Origin of the sequence: Aequorivita viscosa (genome assembly GCF_900106795.1) — a bacterium.
Classification (GTDB): Bacteria; Bacteroidota; Bacteroidia; order Flavobacteriales; family Flavobacteriaceae; genus Aequorivita; species Aequorivita viscosa.
The window spans coordinates 42,993-66,496 of record NZ_FNNS01000004.1; the positions used below are offsets into that span (position 1 = coordinate 42,993).

The following is a 23,504-nucleotide window of genomic DNA, read 5'->3' on the forward strand; positions in this document are numbered from 1 at the left end:
GTCTCATGTCCTTAAGCCCATGGGTATATCATCTTAGTCGGACACAACTGGTTTTTAACGTAAAAAAGCGCGATTTCATGAATAAACAATTTTTTCAAAATGAAGATTTTGAAGGTGTAGCCACCATCCGCTGATTAATGAAGAAAACGTCTCTGCGAAGGACATTTTTCATCAGGGAGATTTTTTGTGGTAAATAGTAAGATAATTCAACTTTTTAAGTAATTTTAATTATTTTAACACGAATATCAAGATTAAAATCTGATAAGTTGACTCGCTTAATTAAGGTGCGCTAACCCGATTTATTTTTTCTACAACCTTTAATATGCAAAATGATTTTTAGCATTTTGCTTTTGTACCCTATTCCTTACCTTTGAATAAAATAATCTGTATGGTAAATATTCAGGGATTTCTTTCAAAAATCTTTTTATTTCAAATTACCGCAGCTTATATTTTGCTGTTTCGTGCAACGTGCGTTTTGTGTTTTGTAGAATCTGTTAGGATATACGACACACGAATGATGTGCAAAATCTATGGGTTTTAACTCGAAACGAGATTGATACTAAAACGCATTATTCTATCTTTCATAAACCGCGCATGTGAGGTAGAGAGTTGGCGTGTTTTACTGAGAAACCTTAAACCATAAACGTGAAACAAGCTCTAATAATAGGCCACACCTTTCCCGAACCTGATACAACAGGTGCTGGGAGCAGAATGATGCAGTTGCTCCAATTGTTTCTGGAAGAAGATTACCAAATCACTTTTGCAAGCACCGCGACAGTTTCAGAACGAACGGTCAACCTAGAGTTTTATAACATTTCAGTCAAAAATATACTGCTGAATGACGCTTCTTTTGATGAATTTATAAATGAACTGAACCCTGAAATCGTACTCTTTGACCGTTATATAAGTGAAGAGCAATTCGGTTGGCGCGTTTCTGAAACTTGTCCGAAAGTTTTAAAAATCCTCGACACTGAAGACCTTCATTTTCTTAGAAAGGCTAGGGAAGAAGTAGTGAAAAGGGACAAGCCAATTTCTGAAGCGAACCTTTTTTCGGACAATGCAAAACGCGAAATTGCCAGTATCCTCCGATGCGATCTTTCGCTGATTATTTCAGAATTTGAAATGGAGTTGCTGCAAACCACTTTCAAGATTTCTTCTGATAGCCTGTACTATCTTCCTTTTTTAGTTGAAAGCACTACGGAGGAGCTTCCAACATTTGAAATGCGTCAGAACTTTGTCGCCATCGGGAATCTTTTACACGCACCTAATGTAGATGCGGTGCTTCAGTTAAAAAAATTATGGCCAGAAATTAAAAAACAACTTCCTGCAGCCGAGGTTCATATTTACGGTGCCTATGCGCCCCAACAGATTTCACAACTTCACAACAAGAAGGAAGGATTTCTAGTAAAAGGCTGGACGGAAGATTTGGAAACCACCTTGAAACAATATCGACTTCAATTGGCGTACATTCGCTTTGGTGCGGGATTAAAAGGAAAACTCGTCGACGCCATGCGTTTTGGATTGCCTTCAATAACTACCGAAGTTGGTGCCGAAGGATTGTGTGGTAACCTACCTTTTGGCGGGATGATTACTGCTTCAACAGACGATTTTATCACAATGGCAGTGCGATTGTATTCCGAAGAAAAAACGTGGCACGAAGCACAGCAAAACGGTTTTAAAATTATTGAGAGCCGCTTCCAAAAGCATCTTTTTTCCGAAGATTTTAAAAGACAAATTTTAAGCCTATCTCAAAACCTTGAAACTCACAGACAACACAACTTTATAGGGCAAGTGCTTCAGCATCAAAGTTTGCAAGCCACTAAATATATGAGTAAGTGGATTGAAGCTAAAAATACCCTGCCGCAAAGCGCCTCACCAGTGTGTTACGCCAATAGCGATGAGGTGCGGGATGAATATCGGGAGTGATTTTTTAATTTACTATTAGCATTAAAATTCCCCATAAAGAACTGTTTTGTAAACAATTAACCTCTGCGCTCTTTGCGTTTTTCCTTTGCGTACCTTTGCGTGAAAATTCATGAACAGTATAATAATCAAAAATAAATATAACCCAAGTCCATTAAACACTGCCAATTCCTTTGCTTCCTAGTCGTGAGGTGTGTTATATTTGAAAACGATTTAAAAGGCGGGAAAATACTTTCCAAAATTAGAAAAAGCTTCCTAAAACTTCACACAGTAACAAAATTCAATGAATAAATTAAAAGGAATTGCCTCAGTAGTAGTGGGTGCTGCGAGTTATGGTTTATTGGCAACCGTTGTAAAACTTGGAAATCTAGAAGGGTTGCACGCTAGCTGACTAACCTTTTTGCAATATTTTGTGGGTTTTGTGGCGTTGGCGGTTCTTGTGTTTTTCAACAAACCAAAAAGCGACAGTATAAAAGCCTCGAGAAAAGCGAAAATAAAACTCGTTCTTTTCGGGACTTCAATGGGGCTTACCAGCTGCTTTTATTACCTCGCCATACAATATGTGCCTGTTTCAATTGCTATAATTTTATTAATGCAAGCAATTTGGATGGGTGGTGTACTCGAACTATTTCTAGATAAAACCAAACCGGACCGCCTAAAAATCGTCGGAAGCATTGTAGTGCTTATAGGAACCGTGTTGGCAGTAGATGTAATAGGTAATTTCCACGCCCTAAGTTATACCGGTTTGACGTTCGGGTTGCTTGCGAGTATGTCGTTTACCGTTACCCTCACCGCCACAAATAGAGTAGAGAGTCAGTTACCCATTCTAACCCGAAGTATCTATTTGGTTATCGGCGCACTGCTTGTTGTAATGTTGTTCTGGAACGTCGCTATTATTGAACACGTGAATATAGACAATCCTAATTTATTTTTATATGGGTTGTTTTTAGGGTTATTCGGAGCCGTTATTCCGCCTATTTTGTTCAACAAAGGCTTCCCGATTATCGGAATTGGACTGGGCAGTATTTTGGCGGCTATTGAAATTCCCGTCTCAGTGTTATCTGCCCGTATTTTGCTCGATGAACAAGTAAATACAATACAATGGATGGGTGTTTTGCTAATAATAGCATCCGTTGTAATTATTAACTATCGGTATATCAAAGGAGATAGTCGCGTTTAAAATTGATGTCTTTTGCGAGTGATCTATTCTTCAAATTAAAAACTCCATAGTTTTTATATGACCAATGTCAGTAAACAGCTCAAAACGGTGTTTTCCATTGTTTTGTGGGCTGGTTTTACGATGGTTTCGGGGATATAAATCGTATATTTGGAAGAAGTTGATTTGCTTCAAGGCAATTACTTTTACCTAAATTATAAAATTGAAATTATATTTTTATGAGTGCAACAAAACAATTAATTGTAGTTACAGGAGGTGCTGGCGGTATCGGAATGGCTTGTGCCCGAGTTTTTAAAGATGCCGAATTGGTTATTACAGACTATTCGCAAGAAATGGTAGATGAAACTATCGAAACACTTAAAAAAGACGGCTATAAAGCCACCGGAATTGCTTGTGATATCACCGATAAAGAGGATGTAGCGAAGCTGAAAAACTACGTCGCAGATCGCGGACAACTAAAAGCATTGATCCACATGGCCGGAGTTAGTGGTACTGTTGGCGATCCAAAAGTTGTATTCGACATAGACCTTGTTGGAACCGATATTTTAGCAGATGCTTTTTATGAATTGATGTCGGCTGGATCGGTTGCGGTTTTATGCTCCTCGATGATGGCATATACCGTGCCTCCGAACAAAGCATACGACGTTGCTCTGGAAAATCCGCAACAGTCCGGATCTTTTGAAACGGTAAACAAATTTGTTGAAGGCAGTTCAGATATGATGTATAATTACTGCAAACGCGGCGTTCAGCTGCTTTCCTATAAAAACGCAAACAGATATGGCGCAAAAGGAGCACGGATCGTAACAGTCTCTCCAGGTGTAATTGAAACGAAAATGGGACTAAAGGCCGCCGAAGAACATCCAGAACGCATTGCAGCCATCAAAAAAGCAACTCCATTAGGAAGAAATGGCACGCCAGAAGAAGTTGCAGACGTTGTGAAGTTTTTGGTTAGTGATGCCGCCCGATTCGTTACAGCTACCGATATTTTGGTGGACGGTGGCGTAATTCAAAACATCAAGAAAATGGGCTAAACTTAGTTTTTGGTTTTCTGAACTATTTTAAAATTATACAACCTCGTGAGTTTTTCTGCGAGGTTTTTTTATGACGAACACGATAAAACTATTTATAGAAATAGAAACTCGTGGATATTCAATTCGGATATTATTTACTATTTTAGTTTATGAAATTATGCTGCAAACTATTTAGAAAATAGTTACAAATGACAAGACCCAAACTAAAAATCGAAAAATGTATACTCGATAAGACGATTGAAATTTTATCCTTTCTGCTAATTGTGGTTTCTGCTGTTGTACTTGGATTTTACTACAGCCAGCTGCCAGAACGTGTTCTGATAGATTTTAATTGGCCTTCAAAAGATGAAAACGGATTTGGAGCCAAAGGGTTGTTATGGACGAGTCCGATAATCTGTGGGATAATTGTAATCGCTATTTACAAACTGAACCAATACCCTTGGGTTTTTAACTATCCTTCAGAAATTACAGAAGAAAATGCCGAATATAATTACAAGATGGCGACAAAAATGTTGCGGATTATCGGGTTGATAATTGCGCTACTATGTTTCGTGCTTACAGTTACCGCAATTTTAAAAGGCCTTGGCAACACAATCAGTTATGAACAATATTTAATGCCGCTATTCCCAGTTTTACTGATAGGAATACCTGTTTTATTTGTGATAATATTGTTAGTTCAGAAGAAAAAACCTGCTTAGTTATTTCTTAATCAACTTCTTCACTAACCCTTCAAGACCATTGAGTTTTAGTTCGTACATTTCAGCCATCATCCTTCCCAATTTACCTTCAGGAAATCCTTTTTGTTTAAACCAAACGAAATAATATTCAGGAATATTGGCTAGATAATATCCTTCATATTTCCCAAATGGCATTTTGTAGTTGGCAAGTTCGATAAGGTGATTGGGGTCTGGGCTACTTCCAAGGTTCATATTGGGCAAGTTGTTTGGCGATTCGTTTTTCCCATTGTATCTCCTTTTCAACATTTTGGGAATGATCTGTTTCTACGTCAAATTTCTTTTGCATCGCTTTCCGTTGTGCTTCCACTTGCAAATAAATGCCTTCGATTTCAGACTTTACGTTTTTTGAGAATTTTCGAGCATCCAGCTTTTTCCGAAGAATACGCGCGTGAAGTTCAGAAATATCAAAATGTGCTTGTTCGTGGTTTAAAATGTGCTGCGAAACACGTCCGGGAATAAACCAAGATTTATCGGGGCTAAAAAAGCTTTCCACAGAATACTCAACAGTTACTTCGCGTTCGCTAATAGTAAAGGAATACCCAAAATTAATTCCAGTATTTGTGCTTGCAACAAAACCAACATCGTGCCTGGGGGTTGCACGAAAGTCGCTCCAAGTGAGTCTGTGATCTTCGTGCCAGATAATTTTTTCTGAAGTATCCTGAGGCAAGAGCAATAAGGAAATGATAAGTGCAAAAAGTAGTTTCATAATAAATCGTAATCAAAAATACTTCCTAGATTATAAAATTATTGACTGCGAACTGAAACTGAAAACTGCCGACTTTCTTTTTCAACCCCAATTGAAAACAATCACCTTTTCAATATCTGGATGTAGGCTTTGTAACACAGGACAGGTTCTGCCAGTGTTTTCAAGAATTTTTTTAGATCGGTCATCTATTCCTGCCGGTAATGTTACAACAACTTCAATTTTTGAAATTCGCCTTGGATTTGCCGCCATTGTTTTTGTAACCATAGCAGTTGTTCCATCCATATTTACATTTAGGTCGTTTGCCTTAATGCCCATAACTGTAATCATACAGTTTGCCAAACCCGTAGCCACAGTGTCGGTAGGGGAGAACGCCTCGCCTTTACCTTGGTTGTCTGTTGGCGCATCGGTAATGTATTTGTTTCCCGATTTAAGGTGTTCGTTTTCTGTACGAAGGTTGCCGAGGTATGTTACTTTTGAAGTGCTCATTCTACAATGTCGAACTTAAGTTCCTTGTTATATTTTAAAATATAGGCTGCTTGATTTGCATACCCCTTTTCTTCTGTTTTTTCATAGCGAAACTTGTTTTCGATATAAGAAGTAAGGCTTTCAGGAAGAACAGCATCGTAAATATCTTTTTCTGAAGCCAATCGAAGTAGCACGTCGTACGTTACATCAAAGCCACGAATAGCAAACCTATTGGGAGCTACGCCATATTTGTTTTTATAGCTAATTACAAATGGTTCGCGCGCGTTTTCAGAATAAGAACGGTTTACCGATGGAAAGGTGAAATTTAGTTTTACAAGTCGAGTGCTTGATACCTCATGCCATTCGTATGCTTCATTTTTATTTAGCGTGAAAAGACGAATGTTATGACCTGCTGGCATCGCAGCCAATACATTAACTGCGCTACTTACCAAAACTGGACTTTCAGATTCGAGTATTACCCAATTTTCTTTTCCTTCAGACATCAAACCCGAAATGTCTGTAGCTTGAATATAATCGTTTCTTGGTGAAAAAGCTTTTGCGGTTGGAAGAGCAGCTTGAAGTTTTTCTTTTTGTCTTTGCCTTTTAGAATCGGAAATGATGATTATATTTTTTCCTGAAGCGTGTGATTTAATATATTGAATCATCAATTTTTCCAACACTGAATTTGTAGGAAGCGATTGAAAGAGGTTTTCGTTCATTGCCATATCCCGATTGCTTAATGGAGAAAAGACAGGAATGTTCTCTTTTTCCAACATTGAAGCTGCTTTTTCTACATTCTTTTGAAGTAGCGGACCGATTACGGCATCTGTATTTTTAAAATCTTTGTTAGAAATGATAGACGCTACTTTGCTGTCACTTCTTTCAGTATCATATACATCTAGCGTTACTGGAATTCCTTGGTCTTTTGCAAATTCGGCAGCCATAAGCGCTCCACTGTAAAAATCCAGGGCGATTCGTAAAGTTGGATCTTTTTTAAGTACGTCTTCTGCGATTTGAGTAGAATCATTTGCGTTTTGATTCAAACGGAACGGAAGCATAAGGGCAATCGTCTTCATTTTCTTGTTGTCAATCCTTTTTTCAAGATCGATAGTCGAGATGTCGTCTGTTGAAATAAAGCCGTCTTCCTTCGGGATTTTTAGAACCATGCCTTCTCTTAATCCGTCTTTTGCATACGGGTTAAGGGCTATGATTTCTTCTTCTGTAAGTCCAAATTTCACTTTTAATCGATAAAAGCCTTCTTTTGCCTTTACTTCATAAAATTGGTAGTCCTCCACGTTAATTTCAGCATCATCAACAACAGATTCATCAGGTACAATAAGTACAGTACCTATTTTAAGTTCATCGCTCAACTCAGGGTTTAAGTCTTCCAATTCAGCAACAGAAATACCGAACTTTCTGGCTATTCCATACTTTGTTTCCTTTGGTTTTACGGTGTATTCTACAGTTCCGGGTATCGGCCCGCCTATGTTTGGATTTATCATTCCTTTGTCGCCTGGTGCAGCAGGAATGATTAACTCTTCACCGGTTTTTAATTCTCGGGCATACAACTCCTTGTTGAGTTTCTTAATTTCATCAACACTTACTTTATAAAGCAGCGCAATACCATAGAGTGTTTCTTTTCTTTGCACTTTATGGGTGCGAAGTTTCGAACCATCAGGTCCTTTGCTCACGCCATCTTTGGAAGGGAGAATAAGGATACTATTGACCTTAATTCCATTTTTTGCATCAGGGTTCAGGTTGTATAAGGTGCTTTCAGAAATATTATAATCTTTAGCTATGCTGTAAGCGGTTTCTCCCGGTTGTACTGCATGGCTGGTATAAGTTTGTTGCTGGGCTGTAGAACCACAACTAACCGTAAGTAAAACTACTACGGAAATGTAGATGAAACACTTCAAAATATAAAGAGTCGATTTTATTGGATTGTGAAACATAGACATAAGTTCAGGTGTTTTATTCCCATTCAATTGTGGCGGGCGGTTTAGAGCTTATGTCATAGACTACTCTATTAACGCCTTTCACGCGGTTTATTATATTATTGCTCACTTCTTGAAGGAATTCGTATGGCAGATTAACCCAATCTGCGGTCATTCCATCTGTAGATTCCACTGCTCGCAAGGCAACTACTTTTTCGTAAGTCCGCTCATCGCCCATAACGCCAACACTATTCACAGGAAGTAGTATTGCGCCTGCTTGCCATACTTTGTCGTATAAATCCCACTTTCGCAAGCCGTCAATAAAGATGGCATCCACTTCTTGCAAAATACGAACTTTTTCGGCAGTTATATCACCCAGAATACGAATTGCCAATCCAGGACCGGGAAAGGGGTGTCTACCAAGTAATTCTGGGTCAATTCCCATTTCTTTTCCAACACGGCGCACTTCATCTTTAAAAAGCATTCGCAGTGGTTCAACTATTTTAAGTTTCATAAAGTCTGGCAATCCACCTACGTTATGATGACTTTTTATTGTAACCGAAGGACCGTTAACAGATACACTTTCAATTACATCAGGGTAAATTGTGCCTTGCCCAAGCCAATCTACACCAGTTACTTGGTGTGCTTCATCGTCAAAAACTTCGATAAATGCATTTCCAATAGCTTTTCGCTTTCGTTCAGGATCAGATTCGCCTTCCAGCGCCTTTAAAAATCGTTCGGAAGCATCGACTCCTTTTACGTTTAACCCCATATCTTTATATTGGTGGAGCACGCTGTCGAATTCATTTTTTCTAAGCAAGCCGTTGTTCACGAATATGCAGTACAGGTTTTTGCCAATAGCTTTGTGTAATAAAGTTGCTGCTACTGTAGAATCTACTCCACCGCTTAAGCCAAGTACAACTTTATCATTACCAATTTGATCTTTTAAGGTCTGCACAGTTGTTTCAACAAAGGCTGCAGGAGTCCACGATTGTTCTACTTTAGCTATTTTCACCAAAAAGTTTTCCAACAGTTGTTTACCGTGCGTGGTATGATAAACTTCGGGGTGAAATTGAATGGCGTAGGTTTCTTCGTTTTCAATTCGATAGGACGCATTTAATACATCTACAGTGCTTGCAAGGCGGACAGCATTTTTAGGAAGTTGCGCAATAGTATCGCTATGGCTCATCCAAACGTTTGTGTTTTCGGGAATGTTATCAAAGAAAATCTCACCAGATTTAATCATTGAAAGCTTAGCTCTTCCATATTCACGAATGTTGGAAGGTTCTACACTTCCGCCATTGAAATGTGCCAAATATTGCGCACCATAACAAACAGCAAGAAGGGGTTTATGACCTTTTATTTTTGATAAATCTGGATGCGGTGCATCTTCTGCCCGAACGGAAAACGGACTGCCCGAGAGAATTACCGCCTTAAAAGGGTCGAGGTTGTCTGGAATATTATGAAAAGGGTGGATTTCGCAATATATGTTCAGTTCCCGTACTCGTCTGGCGATGAGCTGGGTATACTGCGAACCAAAATCTAAAATGAGGACGTTGTTTTGCATAGCCAAAAATACTTTTTTAATTATGAATTACGAATTCAAAAGAGAGAATTTTAACTTTTGGGTTTTTGACTACGAATACACGAATTAATAAGTTTAAACCTGACAGATACTTTGAGACCTCTATCAGGTTTAAACTACATCTCAAAAACACTAAACCGCAAGTCCAACGGATCTAAATCTAGGTTTGGTTTAATTTTGTATATTTATTCTAATAAAATGCAGCAATTATGAAGACAATCATTGTCCATGCGGAAAGCAGTAAAATGAAGAAAATTACAGAATATTTGAAAGCGCTAAATGTAGTTTTTGAAACTGGAGATGAAGATAACCCCTACGATCCTGAATTTGTTGAAAAGATTAAAAAGAGTCAGCAACAATATGAAGAAGGGAAATATACTACAGTTGCTAAGGAGGACTTAGAGGATTATTTAAAGACTTAACGATGGAGTATGTTCTAGTTTTTACAGAACAAGCTAAAAAAGATATTGCATTTCATAAGAAATCAGGCAACAAAAGCATCATTAATAAAATCTATCAACTTTTAAACGACACCATTGATCACCCTTTTGCGGGGCTTGGTAAACCCGAACAACTTAAACACAATCTGTCAGGATTTTGGAGTAGAAGGATTAATAGAGAACACAGAATAATCTATAATGTGATAGAAAATAGTATTATAATTCATTCCTTAAAAGGTCATTACTGAGTAAACCTAACAGGTCTTTGAGACCTCTGTTAGGTTTGGTTTAAACTACATCTCAAAAACACTAAACCGCATATCCAACGGATCTAAATCTGCCTTTAATACATCCAATAATCCTTCACCATACTCCAAATAAAACTCTGAAAAGTTAAGGTCTCGCTCTTGCAAGCTTTGGTTCGGGAATAATTCATCTTGAATATTTCGCAAACGATCTAATTCATCAGAAAGATTTCGTTTTTGCGCTTTTAATAATCGCTTTTCAAGATTGTCTAAGCCGTTCAACTGCTTTTTTTCTTGCGCCCCGACTGCCCCAAGAAAAGTGACGTCGGTTTTTTCGGCTAACTTGTATAAATCCTTAAACTGGTTTTTTAAATGCTTTTTCTGTTTTGAAAAATCAATCTCGATTTTCGATTTTTTATAAGTGTGTTTCGTTATTAATTCGTGTTGTGAAAGAAATAGTTCATCAACTTCTGACTTGAGTTTTTTAAGTTTTTCTGATAGTACTTTGGGAACAATCAAAGCAGAATTTCGAAGCAATACAATAGGAAATGGCACTTCTGCCTTTTCAAAATAATCCTTTAACTGAAACCAATACGCCAACTCACCGCCGCCGCCAATGTAACATAGATTTGGTAAAATAACTTCTTCATACAATGGTCGAAGCAAGGCGTTTGGCGAAAAACGTTCAGGATGATTTTCAAGTTCTTTTAAAATTTCATCTTTAGAAAAGGAAATATCGGTATCATTCACATAAAACTTGCCGTTACGTTCAATAATTCGCTCGCGAAGGTTTTCTTTTAAATAAAACAAATTGATTTCCCGAGGATGAACCTGCTCTGGAAAACCTAAGGCTGTTAATCGCTTTGTTGTCTTTGTGATTTCATTAAAACTCAGTTTTTCCGTCAATTCCTTCTCAGCATACGGAATAAAACACTTTTTGAGTTCTGCATCATTGCCATCTACAATTACGAGTCCGTGACTGCGAAATAATGTGTTCGCCAAATATCGGGTAGCATCCGCTAGATTTTTGTGTTTTGTATAAGCGTCAGAAAACAACTGAGTAAGCTTTTTGCCATTCTCACTCTCCCCGAATTCTTTTTTGAGTTGGTTTTTAACTTCAGTTAAACCCTCTGTAGAAAGTTCTCCAACAGCACCAGAAGACTCTCTTTTCCACCCTACTTTTTTCCCGAAGAGATTAAAATGATTTATTTCTTCAAAATCATGGTCTTCTGTGGCCATCCAGTAAACTGGCACAAAATGATGCTGCGGGTATTCCTTTTCGAGCTGTTCGGCAAGATTGATTGCTGAAAATATTTTATACAAAAAGTAAAGCGGTCCTGTGAAAAGATTTAGCTGATGTCCAGTCGTTATCGTAAAAGTGGAACGCTCCCTCAACAAATCGATATTGCTCAAAGTTAATTGTGAAAGTGAATTATCGCCGTATTGAAATAGTATCCGCTTTGCTAAAAGATGTCGTTGATCATCAGAAAAACTTTTTTGCTTCTCTTCAATTTGAAGTTTGAAGTTTTTCAAAGACGGAAACCGATTGTAAAACGGCTTTAAAGCATCGTTTTCTTCAAGATATTCGCAAATAAGTTTTGAGAAATATCCGGTGTATTTATACGAAATAGAATGGGTTGGCATAGGCTTTTTAGAAAATTGAAACAAAAATAACCGTTTTCAATGGGTCGAGGCTTTAAAGATACGTTAATCTTGGTAGTCGCCACGAATGCACAAATAATTATTCATTCGTGCATTCGTGGCAAGAAAACCCAATACTATTCAAAAATCTTTCCTTAGTTTTAGCCTTTATTTAAAATCTCGTATAATGAAGCGCTATTTCGCAATTTTATTTCTTATTTTTCCACTCTTTGTTTTTGCCCAACTCAAATCACCATCCGACTTTTTGGGCTATGAAATAGGAACTGAATTTACCCGTCACGCCGATGTGGTTTCTTATTTTGAACACGTAGCCACCAATTCTGGAAAGGTGAAGTATTTCGATTATGGCAAGACGAATGAAAGAAGAAGATTGACATACGCCGTTATTTCTTCCGAAGAAAACATCGCGAATCTTGAAAAAATTAGAACCGATAATTTAAAGAATATCGGGATTTTGGACGGAAATGCTTCTCCCGAAAAAACCATTGCTTGGCTTAGTTACAACGTTCACGGAAATGAAGCTTCGAGCAGTGAGGCGGCGATGAACACTATTTATAAACTCCTTACCGAGCATCCCGATTATTTAGAAAATGTAGTTGTCATTATGGATCCAAATGTGAATCCTGATGGGCGTGATCGCTATGTAAATTGGTATAACCAAGTAAAAGCATCGCCATTCAACACTTCGCAAGATGCAACAGAGCACAGCGAACCGTGGCCGGGCGGGCGACCAAATCATTATCTTTTTGATTTAAACCGCGATTGGATGTGGGCGAGTCAGGTTGAAACGCAACAGCGCTTAAAAATCTACAACCAATGGATGCCTCATCTTCACGTAGATTTTCACGAGCAGTTTATCAATAATCCATACTATTTTGCACCAGGAGCCGAACCTTATCACGAAATGTTGACGCCTTGGCAACGGGAATTTCAATTTACAGTTGGGAAGAATAACGCCAAACATTTTGACGAAAACGGCTGGCTTTTCTTTACGCGCGAAAGCTTTGATTTGTTATATCCTAGCTATGGCGACACCTACCCGATGTTTATGGGAGCGATTGGAATGACGTATGAACAGGCTGGACACGGGAAAGCTGGCTTGGGGATTATAAACGATGAAGATTTTGAACTAACCTTGATGGATCGGATGACGCATCACACAACGTCAGGACTTTCTACCATTGAAGTAGCATCTCAAAATGCAGCTGCTTTGAATTCTAATTTCAAAGAGTTTTTCCGAAACAATAATTTGAAGTATAAGAGCTTTGTGCTGAAAGGCAATGCAGACAACATTAAAACCCTAACCGAAATGTTGGACCGCCACGAAATAAAATACGGTTTTTCAAGTGGGGGTACAGTAAAAGGGTTTGATTACACGAACAATAAAAAAGGCTCGATAGATGCCAACGGCGCCTTGGTTGTAAGCACGAACCAACCGAAAGGAAAGATGGTTGAGGTATTATTTGAGCCACATACCGAGCTTACTACGCCTTTGACTTATGACATTACAGCTTGGAGTCTTCCGTATGCTTACGGACTTGAGGCAGTTGCGAGCACGACGTTGGTTTCGGGGAATAATGGTGCTTCGGAGAAAAAAGTTTCTAACGCGCCAACTCCTTCCGCAGCGGGATATATAACAAAGTGGAGTAGTTTGAAGGATGCCGAATTTCTTTCAGAATTATTAAAGAATGACATTAAAGTACGCTTTTCCGAAAACGAGCTCAGCTTTGGAGGAAATGAGTTTGGTCGCGGTAGCTTAATTATTACCCGAAGCGACAACAAACTGAATCCAGCTTTTGATAAAAAGGTAACAGAAATCGCGAACAAAATGGGTAGGCAATTATATGCGTCCCCAACGAGTTTCGCCGATAAAGGAACAGATTTCGGTTCGCAATACGTTCACTTAATAAAGAATAAAAAGGTTGCGATGTTGCAAGGTGAGGGCACATCTTCCTTGAATTACGGAACTTTGTGGCATTTCTTTGAAACGCAGTTGAAGTATCCAATCACTTCGATTAACACGAAAGACATAAGCAGAATTAAATGGTCAGATTACGACGTTCTGATTTTACCTGACGGATATTATAATTCGATTATTGACGAAACTGTTTTTGAAACCTTAAGTAATTGGATTGATAAGGGCGGAAAGCTTATCGCAATGGGCAATGCTGTTAGTCTTTTTGAAGGAAAGGAAGGATTTGATTTGGTGAAAAATGGTTCTGAAGAAGATGAAAAGAAAAAAGATTCCATTTCCGAAGGAAACCTAATTCCTTACGCACAACGCGAAATGGAGCGTACCAAGGATATGATTACAGGAAGTATTTATAAAATTTCCGTAGACAATACCCATCCTTTGGCTTTTGGTTATGGTGATACTTATTATACGCTGAAACTTGGAAGCGCTTCGTATAAGTTTCTAGAAGACGGATACAATGTTGGTTACATTAAAGGAGAACCTGAAAGTGTTGCCGGATTTTCTGGGGAAGCTGCTAAGGCTTCTTTAAAAAATTCCATCGTTTTTGCACAAGCAGAAAAGGGAAAAGGCAGCGTTGTTTATATGGTGGACGATGTGGTTTTTCGCTCTTTTTGGCAGAACGGGAAGCTGTTTTTGGCGAATGCGGTGTTTTTTTAGGCTGTGAGATTTAAAAGAATTTGGCTAAAGCCAATAGCTATTTTGCTTACTTACCCCGAGCTAAAGCATGGGGTTATTGGAATAACCACGGCGCTTTAGCCCGTGGTTAAACGATCCGCATATAAATCTGGCTTTAGTCAAATTTTTGCATTTTACTTTTCGCTAAAGAAGGTTTTTACTATCCTAAAAATCACCCTCTAAAACCCCTGTAATTACTCGCCTTGCATAGATAAGGCTTCAACCGATTAACAGAAGGCTTGCCGTCGTGCTTCGGAAGGCTTCCCGAGGAATCAAGGAAGGCTTTCTTTTAATTGAACGATACTGTCCTTTGAAGCAGTGTTACCCACGGTTCAACAATTTTAATGTTATATTTGTCGCAGCCATCCGCCTTGGCTTTTCGCAATAGACTTTAGACTTATTTTAATTAGTGTTTTTATCATAAATCTCGAAGTTCTTGGTGGTTTTAAAACCAAAATATAATATTAAGAATTATGGGCAGCTTTTTTACTGGATATTATAAAGGAAACTTGAATCCGCTGCTTACGGGATTTGTCTGTGGTTTTTATCCGCTGGTTTTTTATTGTTCCAATAACTTCTGGGCGGTCAATTCGTGGCAGCATCTCGGATTTTTTCTGATGAGTTTGATAGGGATTCCCGTCGCTATTTTTGCAGTGCTTTCATTGGTTTTTAAAATGTCGACAAAAATCTCCAGATACAAATCGCAGATTCTTTTTGTTACAATTATTATGACCGTTGGCACGTTGATGTCCTGGGCGATGTATCTCGATTTTAAAAAGAAAATGTTGCTGGCTTTGTTTGTTGTTTCTATTATCGCGGCCTGGAAATTACATTTACATTATAAGAAGCTTCTAGTCCTTATTCTTATAATGAGCATTATTCCGACCGTGAATTGCGCTATAAAATTAATTGAGCAGCAACAACCTCAAGATTGGGCCAATTTGCCCGATTCCATTGGCGAAGCGAAGTTCAAGAAAACTCCAAATATCTATATGATTCAACCCGATGGGTATGCCGCGCAGGATATGATGGAGAGCGAATTGTATCATTTTGACAATCCTATGTACGATTGGCTAAAGGGTGAAGGGTTTACCGTTTACGACAATTTCCGAAGTAATTATCCTGCGAGCCTAACCTCCAACTCTTCAATGTTGTCAATGCGGCAACACCATTTTGGGAAGACTCTTTTCCCATCTATTGAAATGCCACTTGCCCGTGATTTTATTGCTGGAAACAACAATGCCATTCAGATTTTAAAACGAAATGGTTATTCAAACTTTTTCATTGTTCAAGACGATTACTTTCAGCAGAGTTTACCAGTACAGCACTACGATTATTACAATGTTAATGCGAATAGAATTCCGTATTTCAGCAATGGTAAAAACCTAGAGGCAGTAGTTTTTGACGATTTAAAAGCTGCAATTGATACAGTAAAAACAGAAGGGCTACGGTTCTTTTTTGTTGAAAAGCTATTGCCTCACCACGTTCACTTTGCTGCCTCGAAAGAAGAAGAGCGAAATACCTATATCGAAAAAATTAAGGAAGTCAACAATTGGTTGAAAAACACAACGGTTCATATTTCGGAAAACGATCCTTCGGCGATTATCATCATCCTTGCCGATCACGGTGGTTGGGTGGGACTTGGTAGTTATCCCGAAATGTTTTCCACGAGAGATTCCAATCAGATAAAAACGATTTATTCCACCTTGGCGGCCATTAAATGGAACGGGAATTTAATAGATGGATTCGATGAAGAGCTGCGAAGTAATGTCAATGTTTTTCGCGTGTTGTTTTCTGTATTGAGTGAAAATCCAGAATATTTGAAATATATGGAGGACAATTCCAGTTATAACCTTCAGAATGGTACTTTTTTCAAATCTGTTAGAGCAGCAATTGACGATTCGGGAAATGTGTTGAAAGATTAAAAATGAAATCAATCAAATTGGATACATACGAAATAAGAAAATATCAACCAGAAGATAAAATTGCCTGGGACAACTTTGTGAAGATGGCGAAAAACGCCACTTTTCTGTTTCAGCGGGATTTTATGGACTATCATTCCAATCGATTTGAAGACCATTCGTTACTTGTTTATAATGACAAAAAACTCGTTGCCACACTTCCTGCGAACTTAGTTGAAGGAATATTACATTCCCATCAAGGTTTAAGTTATGGCGGATTAATATTGAATACTAAAACTACATTTCAAGAAGTTCTGATTATTTTCCGAAGCTTGTTAAGCTTTCTTGAAGCTGAAGGAATAGAAACTTTGAATTTGAAGTTGCTTCCAAAAATGTATAATCTATTGCCAAGTGACGAGATGGATTATTTGCTCTTTCTTACAAAGGCGCAACTCAGGCGACGGGATTTAAGCAGTTGTGTTTTTAATGAAAATCGGTTGAAAATTGAATCCTCAAACCGATTGCGAGGAATTAAAAAAGGGGTAAAAAATGAATTAGAGGTTCGGGAAGAGTCTGCTTTTGATTCTTTTTGGAAAGAGGTCTTAGAGCCAAATCTAAAACAAGTTCACAATCAAAAGCCTGTCCATTCCTTGGATGAAATAAATTTATTGAAATCGTATTTCCCAGATAATATCCGACAGTTCAATGTTTATAAAGACGAAAAAATTGTCGCAGGAACCACTATATTCGAAACATCGGCAGTAGCACACGCCCAGTATATTTCAGCAAATGAACTTGGACGAAAAACGGGCGGTCTGGATTTTTTGTTCAATCATTTACTGCAGCATTTCTCTCATAAAAAGTATTTTGATTTTGGGATTTCCAACGAGGCTCAAGGAATGAAGGTCAACAAAGGCCTTTTGAATTGGAAGGAAAGTTTCGGGGGAAGAGGAATTGCACACGATTTTTATGAAATTAAAACCGAGAACCATCACCTTTTAAACGATATTTTTATATGATTCCGTTTTTAGATTTAAAAGCAATAAATGAACGTTTTGAACCTTCATTTCACGAGAGCTTTCAGCAGTTTTTAGAATCTGGTTATTACGTCCTTGGAAATCAAGTGAAGTTGTTTGAAGCAAATTTCGCTAGATATTGCGGCGCAAAACATTGCATCGGTGTCGGAAATGGTTTGGATGCGCTTCGTTTAATTTTGGAAGGATATAAGGCGCTGGGAAAATTAAAAGAAAACGATGCGGTTTTAGTTGCGTCAAATACGTATATCGCTACCATTTTGGCAATAAAACAAGCGGGTTTAAAGCCAGTTTTAGTCGAATCTGAATTGGATAACTATAACTTCGACCTGACTTCCCTGAAAAACTCAATTACAAAAAACACCAAGGCTATAATGCCCGTACATCTGTATGGACAACTTTCCCCAATGAAAGAAATTCTTGAGTTTTCAAAGGCTAATAATCTCTTGGTAATTGAAGATGCCGCCCAAGCTCACGGCGCAGAAAACAGCGACAGAAAACGAGCGGGAAATCTTGGAGATGCTGCAGGTTTTAGCTTTTATCCAACTAAGAACCTTGGAGCCCTAGGAGATGGAGGAGCCATTACGACAAATGACGATGCTTTGGCCGAAGTGGTTTCAAAACTCAGAAACTACGGCACTTCCATCAAATATGTGAATGAGCTTGTAGGTTTCAATTCGAGACTTGACGAATTGCAAGCAGCATTTTTGAATTGTAAATTGCCTGCGTTGGATATGGATAATAACCGTCGTCGGGAGATTGCCAAAAGATATGTTTCAGAGATTAAGAATAAAAAAATAACGCTTCCAACTTATGACGAAAGCGAAAACCACGTGTTCCATCTTTTTGTTGTTCGCGTTGAAAATAGGAATGAATTTATAGATTATTTGGACAGAAACAGTGTAGGGCATTTAATACATTATCCCATTCCGCCACACCATCAAAAAGCACTTTCTGAATTTTCAAATTTGAGTTTCCCGAATACCGAAAAGTTGCACAATGAAGTAATCAGTATCCCGATGAGTCCTGTTTTATCTGAAGTGGATGTGGAAAGAGTGATTGGGGTTTTGAATAAATATTAGATGTTAGAAAGTAGTATAAAGAACAGAGAATAGAGAACAAAGACAATACTAGTTTTAATATTCAGACATGTTCATTACTGAAACCTGAAACTTGGAACTTGAAACCCGCAACCTATAAACCCGAAACTTGAAAATTCCAGCCTTCATAAAAAACAATCTCCTTTTAAAAATGACTTCTTTAAATGCAGGGGTTATTGGCGTTCGGTTGGTTATTTCACTTTTTATTCAACGATTGTTGGCCGAAATTGTCGGGGAGGCGGGGATTGCAAAAATCGGTTCGCTCCGTAACCTTTTGGAAATGCTTAGCTCGTTTGCTTCCATTGGCATTTTCAGCGGAGTTGTAAAATATGTAGCAGAACACAAGGACGATAAAGAGCAACTTCAGAAATTGTTTTCCACAACTTTTGTCTTTACCGCCTTTGGGTCACTAACCGTCTTCTTGATTTTATTCTTCGGCTCGGGCTATTTAAGTGAAACCATATTTGACTCACCTGATTATGTTTATCTAATAAAGCTTCTGGCAGTAATCGTTCCCTTTATCAGTCTGTATCGAATCTTTAATGCTGTTGTAAATGGACTTTCGCGCTATAAAAAGCTAGCGGGCATAGATTTCGTTAGCTATCTATTGAGTGCTGCACTAACGGTTGTTTTGTTGCTTACCCACAATCTTGATGGGGCACTTATCGCCATCGCGATCACTCCAGCGCTTCAGTTTTTTGTGTTACTATTTATTTTTATAAAAGTCCTTCGTGAGTACATACAATTCTCTAAGCTGACTTTTAAAATTCCGATGGCAAAGAGCTTATTAGCCTTTTCGCTAATGTCCTTCTTTTCAACCGTACTGCTCAATTATGTTGAAATCGACATTCGGGTGATGATTCAAAACCGTATTAACATAAACGACGCTGGGACTTGGACAGCAATGACCAATATTTCCAAAAATTATATGGTTTTTTCAGGTGCTATTTTTACCTTATATGTACTTCCGAAGTTCGCTGGCATTCACAATAAAACTGATTTCAAAGCTGAACTTCTAAATATATATAAAACGTTATTGCCTCTTTTTGGCGTAGGAATGTTGTTGATTTACTTCCTGAGAGAATACGTAATCTTAATTATTTATCCCGATTTCCACGGAATGTCTCCCTTATTTAAATGGCAACTGATGGGCGATTTTGTTCGCTTGGCTTCTTTAGTTTTAGGGTATCAATTTTTGGCGAAAAAGATGGTGAAAAACTTTATATTTTCTGAGATAATATCTTTGGGCTTGTTTTATTTTTTCGCCTATTTTCTTACAGATATATATGGAGTAGAAGGCGTGGTCATAGCACATTTCTTGCGCTATGTAGTTTACTTTTTTGTGGTATTATTTCTGGTATTCCGTTATTTTAAAAAGCAACAAAAGACTGCTGAATAGATTTTAAAACAAAGAGTTTTTTGAATAACTTTTTATTGTACTTATAATCCTATCTCTACGAAATTCAACTGTAAGGACGCAAGTTTATCATTATCTTTGCCAGAATTTTTATCGAATTTTATTTTCTGTTATTTCTATGACCCAATCACTGTTTAACCCTTTTGACGACTTAATTTTTGACGAGCATTTTTGCTTTCTCTCGGGAGCATTGACAAATGATACAATTTCTGTATTTCCCGAATGGCTGCTAACTCATTTTAAATTTGGCGATGAACGAATTGAAATGATGGATAAAACAAAGGCCTACAAATATTCAGACTTAAGGTTACCTTGTTCTCCAGAGGTTATAAAAGCCTATGAAGCATTAGATGTGAAAGTCCAGAGTGCATTTAAGGATGGATTTGAAGGAATGGAAGCGCTTGAAGAGGTAGAAATATTTCAATGGACTGGGAGAATAGTGTACGGATTGCTATACTACGAAATGGTGTATGAAAAGCAACGTTTGCTAAGACAAGGAAAGGATTTCGCGATTTCACCCTATTTAAAAGAACGCTTCGGTCATTTTCATTTAATGCTTCAATCTTTGATTGCTCCAGTAAAATTTGTTGGCAGAAAGCCTTGGAGTATGGTGCTTTTTCCACTTAAATATTCTGCAGATATTTTTAGTTATCGCGATGATACCGTCAATTTACTGTTCTCAATGGGAGTCAATGGGTTTGGAATAATCGTGTGTTTTCGAGATAATGGGGTTATAGCAGAAAAGGAAAAAGACATTCTCGAAAAAATGAAAGGTCACACCTTGCATCCAGTTCAATTTGAGGAGTTGTATGCCCGTTTCCATTATTCAGATTACCTATTGCAGTATAAGCCAGAATATAAAATTGAAGAAAACGATAATGAAATTTCAATAGAAGCGCTGCCAACCAAACTCGTTCCAAACCGACCTCTTTTTGGGGATTGGAGTGATGATATGTTTGCACAGCTGAAAGCCAATTACTGGTCTGTTTATGGAATTGAAAGGGAGGATATTCTACAATTTCAAAGGCCTCCTCTGAGTTATCTGGAGCATCCTTATACTAAAGATTTCATAAATCCAGAATCTATTGAACTGCCGTTTTAATTCTTTTTTCCGGCATGTTCTCCACCTGTCCGCCGGAGGAGGAATATTTTGTAGGTGTAATTTTCGCTTCCGAATTGACTTAACCTTTCCTCCACATTAATAGGGATCTCACCACGAACCTGCCTGCCGGCAGGCAGGTACACGAATAATATTGAAGTAGATTTGTGGCTTGCTTTTTCAAAAATCTATGCTGAGTTTTTGGAACTCCAGGCTTATTTAATAGCCTGGAGTCTATTGAGTTGTATTCAAAGATTTTAAAAATTCGTCAGCTGTCATGACAGGTAATAATGATTTTTTAAAATCCTTGCCGTTTCTTGTTATTATAATTTCACAGTCCGATTCGGTTGCACTAAAATATTGTAAAGCATCTTCAAAATCGGCTATTGAAGAATTAAGTCCTTTTTCAATCGTTTGTTCGTTTAAGGAACATATTTCACTAATGATTTTGAATTTTCGCAGTTTTTCCCTGGCAATTTTCGGACTCTCAAATTTTGCAAGAAAATAGTTTACGGTTGCAAATGAAATAGGCGAAACAACCATTGTTAATTTTTGTTTTTCTGCTAAGGTTGCAATTTTCGCAATTGGTAAATAAAAAGGATTTCGTTCGCCTAACAAATCCAACATTATATTGGTATCTATAAATATCCTTTTACTCATTTGTATTTCTCAGTTAAATAATCAGAATACTCTTTTTTATAGTCCAAATCGGTTGGGATTTCATTTCCTGTTGCAATGCTTTTTACAAATGGTGAAATCTCAAAATCAGAGGTGTCGTTTTCGGAAGTCAGGGATTGTAAATAAGCCTCAACAAGTCGTGATAAACTCATTTTTCTATTGGAAGCATATTCCTTGGCTTTTTCAATAACGTTTTGATTGAGCTTTAAAGTCAACTTAGTGTCCATAGTTTATTTGTATTATACGTACAAATATAAAGTAATAATCCGTACAATTCAATTTTCTCCTTGTGATAATAGAATTCTCACCACGAACCTGCCTACCGGCAGGCAGGTACATGAATAATATTGAAGTAGATTCGTGTAGTGTTATCTCCTGCAAGGTCACAAAGACTTTCCTGCAAGGTCTCCAAGACTTTCCTGCAAGGTCTCCAAGACTTCCTGCAAGGTCTCCAAGACTTCCTGCAAGGTCTCCAAGACTTCCTGCAAGGTCTCCAAGACCTTGTAGGTATTTCATCAACCCCGTGTTTAGATTTTTATCCTTACAATTTCCAAGTCTCCAAATATTTCTCAGCAACCGAAATATAGTTATGTTCCCTTTCAATAAATTTCCGAGCATTGTTTGAGATTTCGATAAGCTGCTTCGGATTTAAAATAAGTTCTTCAAGTTTTTGGAATAAATATTCCAAATCTGGAAGGGCGTTTATGCAGACTTCGTTTTCTTTTAAATTATAACATTCCAAAAACTCAGTTTCGGCTCCGGTAAAAACTACTTTTCCTTTCGCCATTGCCTCTAAAGCATTATATCCTTGGTCGTAAGAAAAGACCTGGTCTAAAAGTATGTGAGCAGAATTATAAGCCGAAATGTATTCTGAATAAGGCAAACTTTCAACGGTGATTATTTCAACTTTTGAAGCATATTTTTTTTCTATTTTGCTGAGTGCAGCTTCAAAATAATCATTTCCTTTTTTGAAATAATTCACTCTGTTAATGCCGTGAAAGATGATGATTTTCTCATCGATAGAAAATGGAGGTTGTTCTAAAAGTGAAGTGTTTATAGGGTTTGGAATCAATCCGCGATATTTTTCTTGACCTTTAAGCGGGATGTGATAATCCAAATCGGATGCAATTACGCCGTCCATTTTTTTGAAAATAAAATTGTGTAACGCTTTAAAATCAGGATTTAAATACTTTAAGGCAGGAGCAAAGTCCTTTTCAGAAACCTTACCATCAAACAAAGGGTTGAAAATGGAATATCGCAACTTTTTCTCAAAAGCGAATTTTATACTGCTGTAGTCCGCGCCACAGGAAAGGAGAAACAGCTTTTTGTTGTGCTTTCTTAAAAAAGAAATGATTTCCTTTTCTTCATTTGCTGCAATAGAAAATGGGCTTTCATTGATTAATTGCACCACATCGAAGTTTTTGAATTTTTCTTTATGGCTGAAAAATTGCTTTTTTAAAACTATCGAAGTGATGTCAATACCGAATATCTTATAAATCCCAACCTTGAATTTTTTCGTTATTCCCGAATTGAATCGTCGTTTCAGAAGAATATCTGAAGGAAATTTTTTGAAATGGTCGCCAGTAGAAACCAATATAACTTCGTGCCCAAGCGCCTGCAACCCTTCTTTTAAAGAGTTGTGCAATCTACTGTATTCGCCTACCAAGAGAATTTTCATCTATACCTATTTATGATTAAATGGAAGATTTATTCCTACACT

Annotated in this window: 22 protein-coding genes; 12 read left to right on the top strand and 10 right to left on the bottom strand. The window is 37.7% G+C overall.

Translation table 11 applies throughout. The features are described 5' to 3' along the window. Window positions 1-645: 645 nt before the first annotated feature. The 4 genes from BLW28_RS03010 to BLW28_RS03025 all read left to right on the top strand — a co-directional run bounded on the left by BLW28_RS03010 (window position 646) and on the right by BLW28_RS03025 (window position 4,829). A complete protein-coding gene (locus tag BLW28_RS03010; protein WP_083540646.1) occupies window positions 646-1,926 on the top strand; it encodes a glycosyltransferase in 1,281 nt (426 codons plus the stop codon). Window positions 1,927-2,323: 397 nt separating this feature from the next. Then, window positions 2,324-3,103 (top strand): EamA family transporter, encoded by a 780-nt coding sequence (locus BLW28_RS03015; RefSeq protein ID WP_234946426.1) that lies wholly within the window; start codon window positions 2,324-2,326, stop codon window positions 3,101-3,103. 215 nt (window positions 3,104-3,318) lie between these two features. Beyond that, complete coding sequence (locus BLW28_RS03020; RefSeq protein ID WP_073214151.1) at window positions 3,319-4,131, top strand: SDR family oxidoreductase; 813 nt, start codon at window positions 3,319-3,321, stop codon at window positions 4,129-4,131. Window positions 4,132-4,319: 188 nt separating this feature from the next. Beyond that, window positions 4,320-4,829 carry a hypothetical protein gene (locus tag BLW28_RS03025; RefSeq protein ID WP_073214155.1) on the top strand — a complete coding sequence of 170 codons (510 nt, stop codon included), beginning with the start codon at window positions 4,320-4,322 and terminating at the stop codon, window positions 4,827-4,829. Here the strand turns inward: BLW28_RS03025 and BLW28_RS03030 are convergent, their stop codons facing one another. From BLW28_RS03030 to guaA, 5 genes are all read right to left on the bottom strand, one after another. After that, on the bottom strand, window positions 4,830-5,060 hold the full coding sequence (locus BLW28_RS03030; protein ID WP_073214158.1) for a DUF3820 family protein: 231 nt from the start codon (window positions 5,058-5,060) through the stop codon (window positions 4,830-4,832). Beyond that, entirely contained in the window at window positions 5,044-5,574 is a 531-nt protein-coding gene (locus tag BLW28_RS03035; protein WP_073214162.1) for a DUF922 domain-containing protein, read from the bottom strand. Before BLW28_RS03035 ends, BLW28_RS03030 begins: the two co-directional genes overlap by 17 nt. An 81-nt stretch (window positions 5,575-5,655) precedes the next feature. After that, the gene (locus tag BLW28_RS03040; protein WP_073214166.1) at window positions 5,656-6,060 is read right to left on the bottom strand and encodes an OsmC family protein; all 405 of its coding nucleotides are present in this window, start codon (window positions 6,058-6,060) and stop codon (window positions 5,656-5,658) included. After that, window positions 6,057-7,997 carry a LysM peptidoglycan-binding domain-containing protein gene (locus BLW28_RS03045; RefSeq protein ID WP_083540647.1) on the bottom strand — a complete coding sequence of 647 codons (1,941 nt, stop codon included), beginning with the start codon at window positions 7,995-7,997 and terminating at the stop codon, window positions 6,057-6,059. The genes BLW28_RS03040 and BLW28_RS03045 overlap by 4 nt, the downstream gene beginning before the upstream one ends. 13 nt (window positions 7,998-8,010) lie before the next feature. Further along, window positions 8,011-9,540, bottom strand: coding sequence for a glutamine-hydrolyzing GMP synthase (gene guaA, locus BLW28_RS03050; protein ID WP_073214174.1), 1,530 nt, complete (start codon window positions 9,538-9,540; stop codon window positions 8,011-8,013). Between the two features lie 227 nt (window positions 9,541-9,767). Between guaA and BLW28_RS03055 the strand changes: the two genes are divergently transcribed. Then, window positions 9,768-9,980: a DUF2683 family protein gene (locus tag BLW28_RS03055; RefSeq protein WP_073214175.1), complete on the top strand. Its 213-nt coding sequence runs from the start codon at window positions 9,768-9,770 to the stop codon at window positions 9,978-9,980. Window positions 9,981-9,982: 2 nt separating this feature from the next. Continuing rightward, a complete protein-coding gene (locus BLW28_RS03060) occupies window positions 9,983-10,246 on the top strand; it encodes a Txe/YoeB family addiction module toxin (RefSeq protein ID WP_073214178.1) in 264 nt (87 codons plus the stop codon). A gap of 45 nt (window positions 10,247-10,291) precedes the next feature. On the opposite strand, the gene bshC is transcribed toward BLW28_RS03060, so the two are convergent. After that, window positions 10,292-11,887, bottom strand: coding sequence for a bacillithiol biosynthesis cysteine-adding enzyme BshC (gene bshC, locus BLW28_RS03065; protein ID WP_073214181.1), 1,596 nt, complete (start codon window positions 11,885-11,887; stop codon window positions 10,292-10,294). A gap of 184 nt (window positions 11,888-12,071) precedes the next feature. Here bshC and BLW28_RS03070 point away from each other — a divergent pair, with 184 nt between their 5' ends. The 6 genes from BLW28_RS03070 to BLW28_RS03095 all read left to right on the top strand — a co-directional run bounded on the left by BLW28_RS03070 (window position 12,072) and on the right by BLW28_RS03095 (window position 21,109). Continuing rightward, window positions 12,072-14,537 carry a M14 family metallopeptidase gene (locus BLW28_RS03070; RefSeq protein WP_073214184.1) on the top strand — a complete coding sequence of 822 codons (2,466 nt, stop codon included), beginning with the start codon at window positions 12,072-12,074 and terminating at the stop codon, window positions 14,535-14,537. Window positions 14,538-15,028: 491 nt separating this feature from the next. Next, window positions 15,029-16,480, top strand: a complete 1,452-nt coding sequence (locus BLW28_RS03075; protein ID WP_073214188.1) for an alkaline phosphatase family protein — start codon at window positions 15,029-15,031, stop codon at window positions 16,478-16,480. A 2-nt stretch (window positions 16,481-16,482) separates the two neighbouring features. After that, window positions 16,483-17,475, top strand: a complete 993-nt coding sequence (locus BLW28_RS03080; RefSeq protein ID WP_073214192.1) for a GNAT family N-acetyltransferase — start codon at window positions 16,483-16,485, stop codon at window positions 17,473-17,475. After that, window positions 17,472-18,572 (top strand): DegT/DnrJ/EryC1/StrS family aminotransferase, encoded by a 1,101-nt coding sequence (locus BLW28_RS03085; RefSeq protein ID WP_073214195.1) that lies wholly within the window; start codon window positions 17,472-17,474, stop codon window positions 18,570-18,572. Before BLW28_RS03080 ends, BLW28_RS03085 begins: the two co-directional genes overlap by 4 nt. A gap of 169 nt (window positions 18,573-18,741) precedes the next feature. Continuing rightward, a complete protein-coding gene (locus BLW28_RS03090; RefSeq protein ID WP_234946427.1) occupies window positions 18,742-19,989 on the top strand; it encodes an O-antigen translocase in 1,248 nt (415 codons plus the stop codon). 136 nt (window positions 19,990-20,125) lie between these two features. Continuing rightward, window positions 20,126-21,109 carry a hypothetical protein gene (locus BLW28_RS03095; RefSeq protein ID WP_073214202.1) on the top strand — a complete coding sequence of 328 codons (984 nt, stop codon included), beginning with the start codon at window positions 20,126-20,128 and terminating at the stop codon, window positions 21,107-21,109. A gap of 231 nt (window positions 21,110-21,340) precedes the next feature. On the opposite strand, the gene BLW28_RS03100 is transcribed toward BLW28_RS03095, so the two are convergent. The 4 genes from BLW28_RS03100 to BLW28_RS03115 are packed head-to-tail and all read right to left on the bottom strand — an operon-like array spanning window position 21,341 to window position 23,462. Then, window positions 21,341-21,766 carry a type II toxin-antitoxin system VapC family toxin gene (locus BLW28_RS03100; RefSeq protein WP_073214206.1) on the bottom strand — a complete coding sequence of 142 codons (426 nt, stop codon included), beginning with the start codon at window positions 21,764-21,766 and terminating at the stop codon, window positions 21,341-21,343. After that, entirely contained in the window at window positions 21,763-22,011 is a 249-nt protein-coding gene (locus tag BLW28_RS03105) for a DUF6364 family protein (protein ID WP_073214210.1), read from the bottom strand. The genes BLW28_RS03100 and BLW28_RS03105 overlap by 4 nt, the downstream gene beginning before the upstream one ends. Beyond that, window positions 22,001-22,300, bottom strand: a complete 300-nt coding sequence (locus BLW28_RS03110) for a hypothetical protein (RefSeq protein ID WP_092842530.1) — start codon at window positions 22,298-22,300, stop codon at window positions 22,001-22,003. Before BLW28_RS03110 ends, BLW28_RS03105 begins: the two co-directional genes overlap by 11 nt. 25 nt (window positions 22,301-22,325) lie before the next feature. Continuing rightward, window positions 22,326-23,462, bottom strand: a complete 1,137-nt coding sequence (locus tag BLW28_RS03115; RefSeq protein ID WP_073214217.1) for a glycosyltransferase family protein — start codon at window positions 23,460-23,462, stop codon at window positions 22,326-22,328. Window positions 23,463-23,504 lie beyond the last annotated feature (42 nt).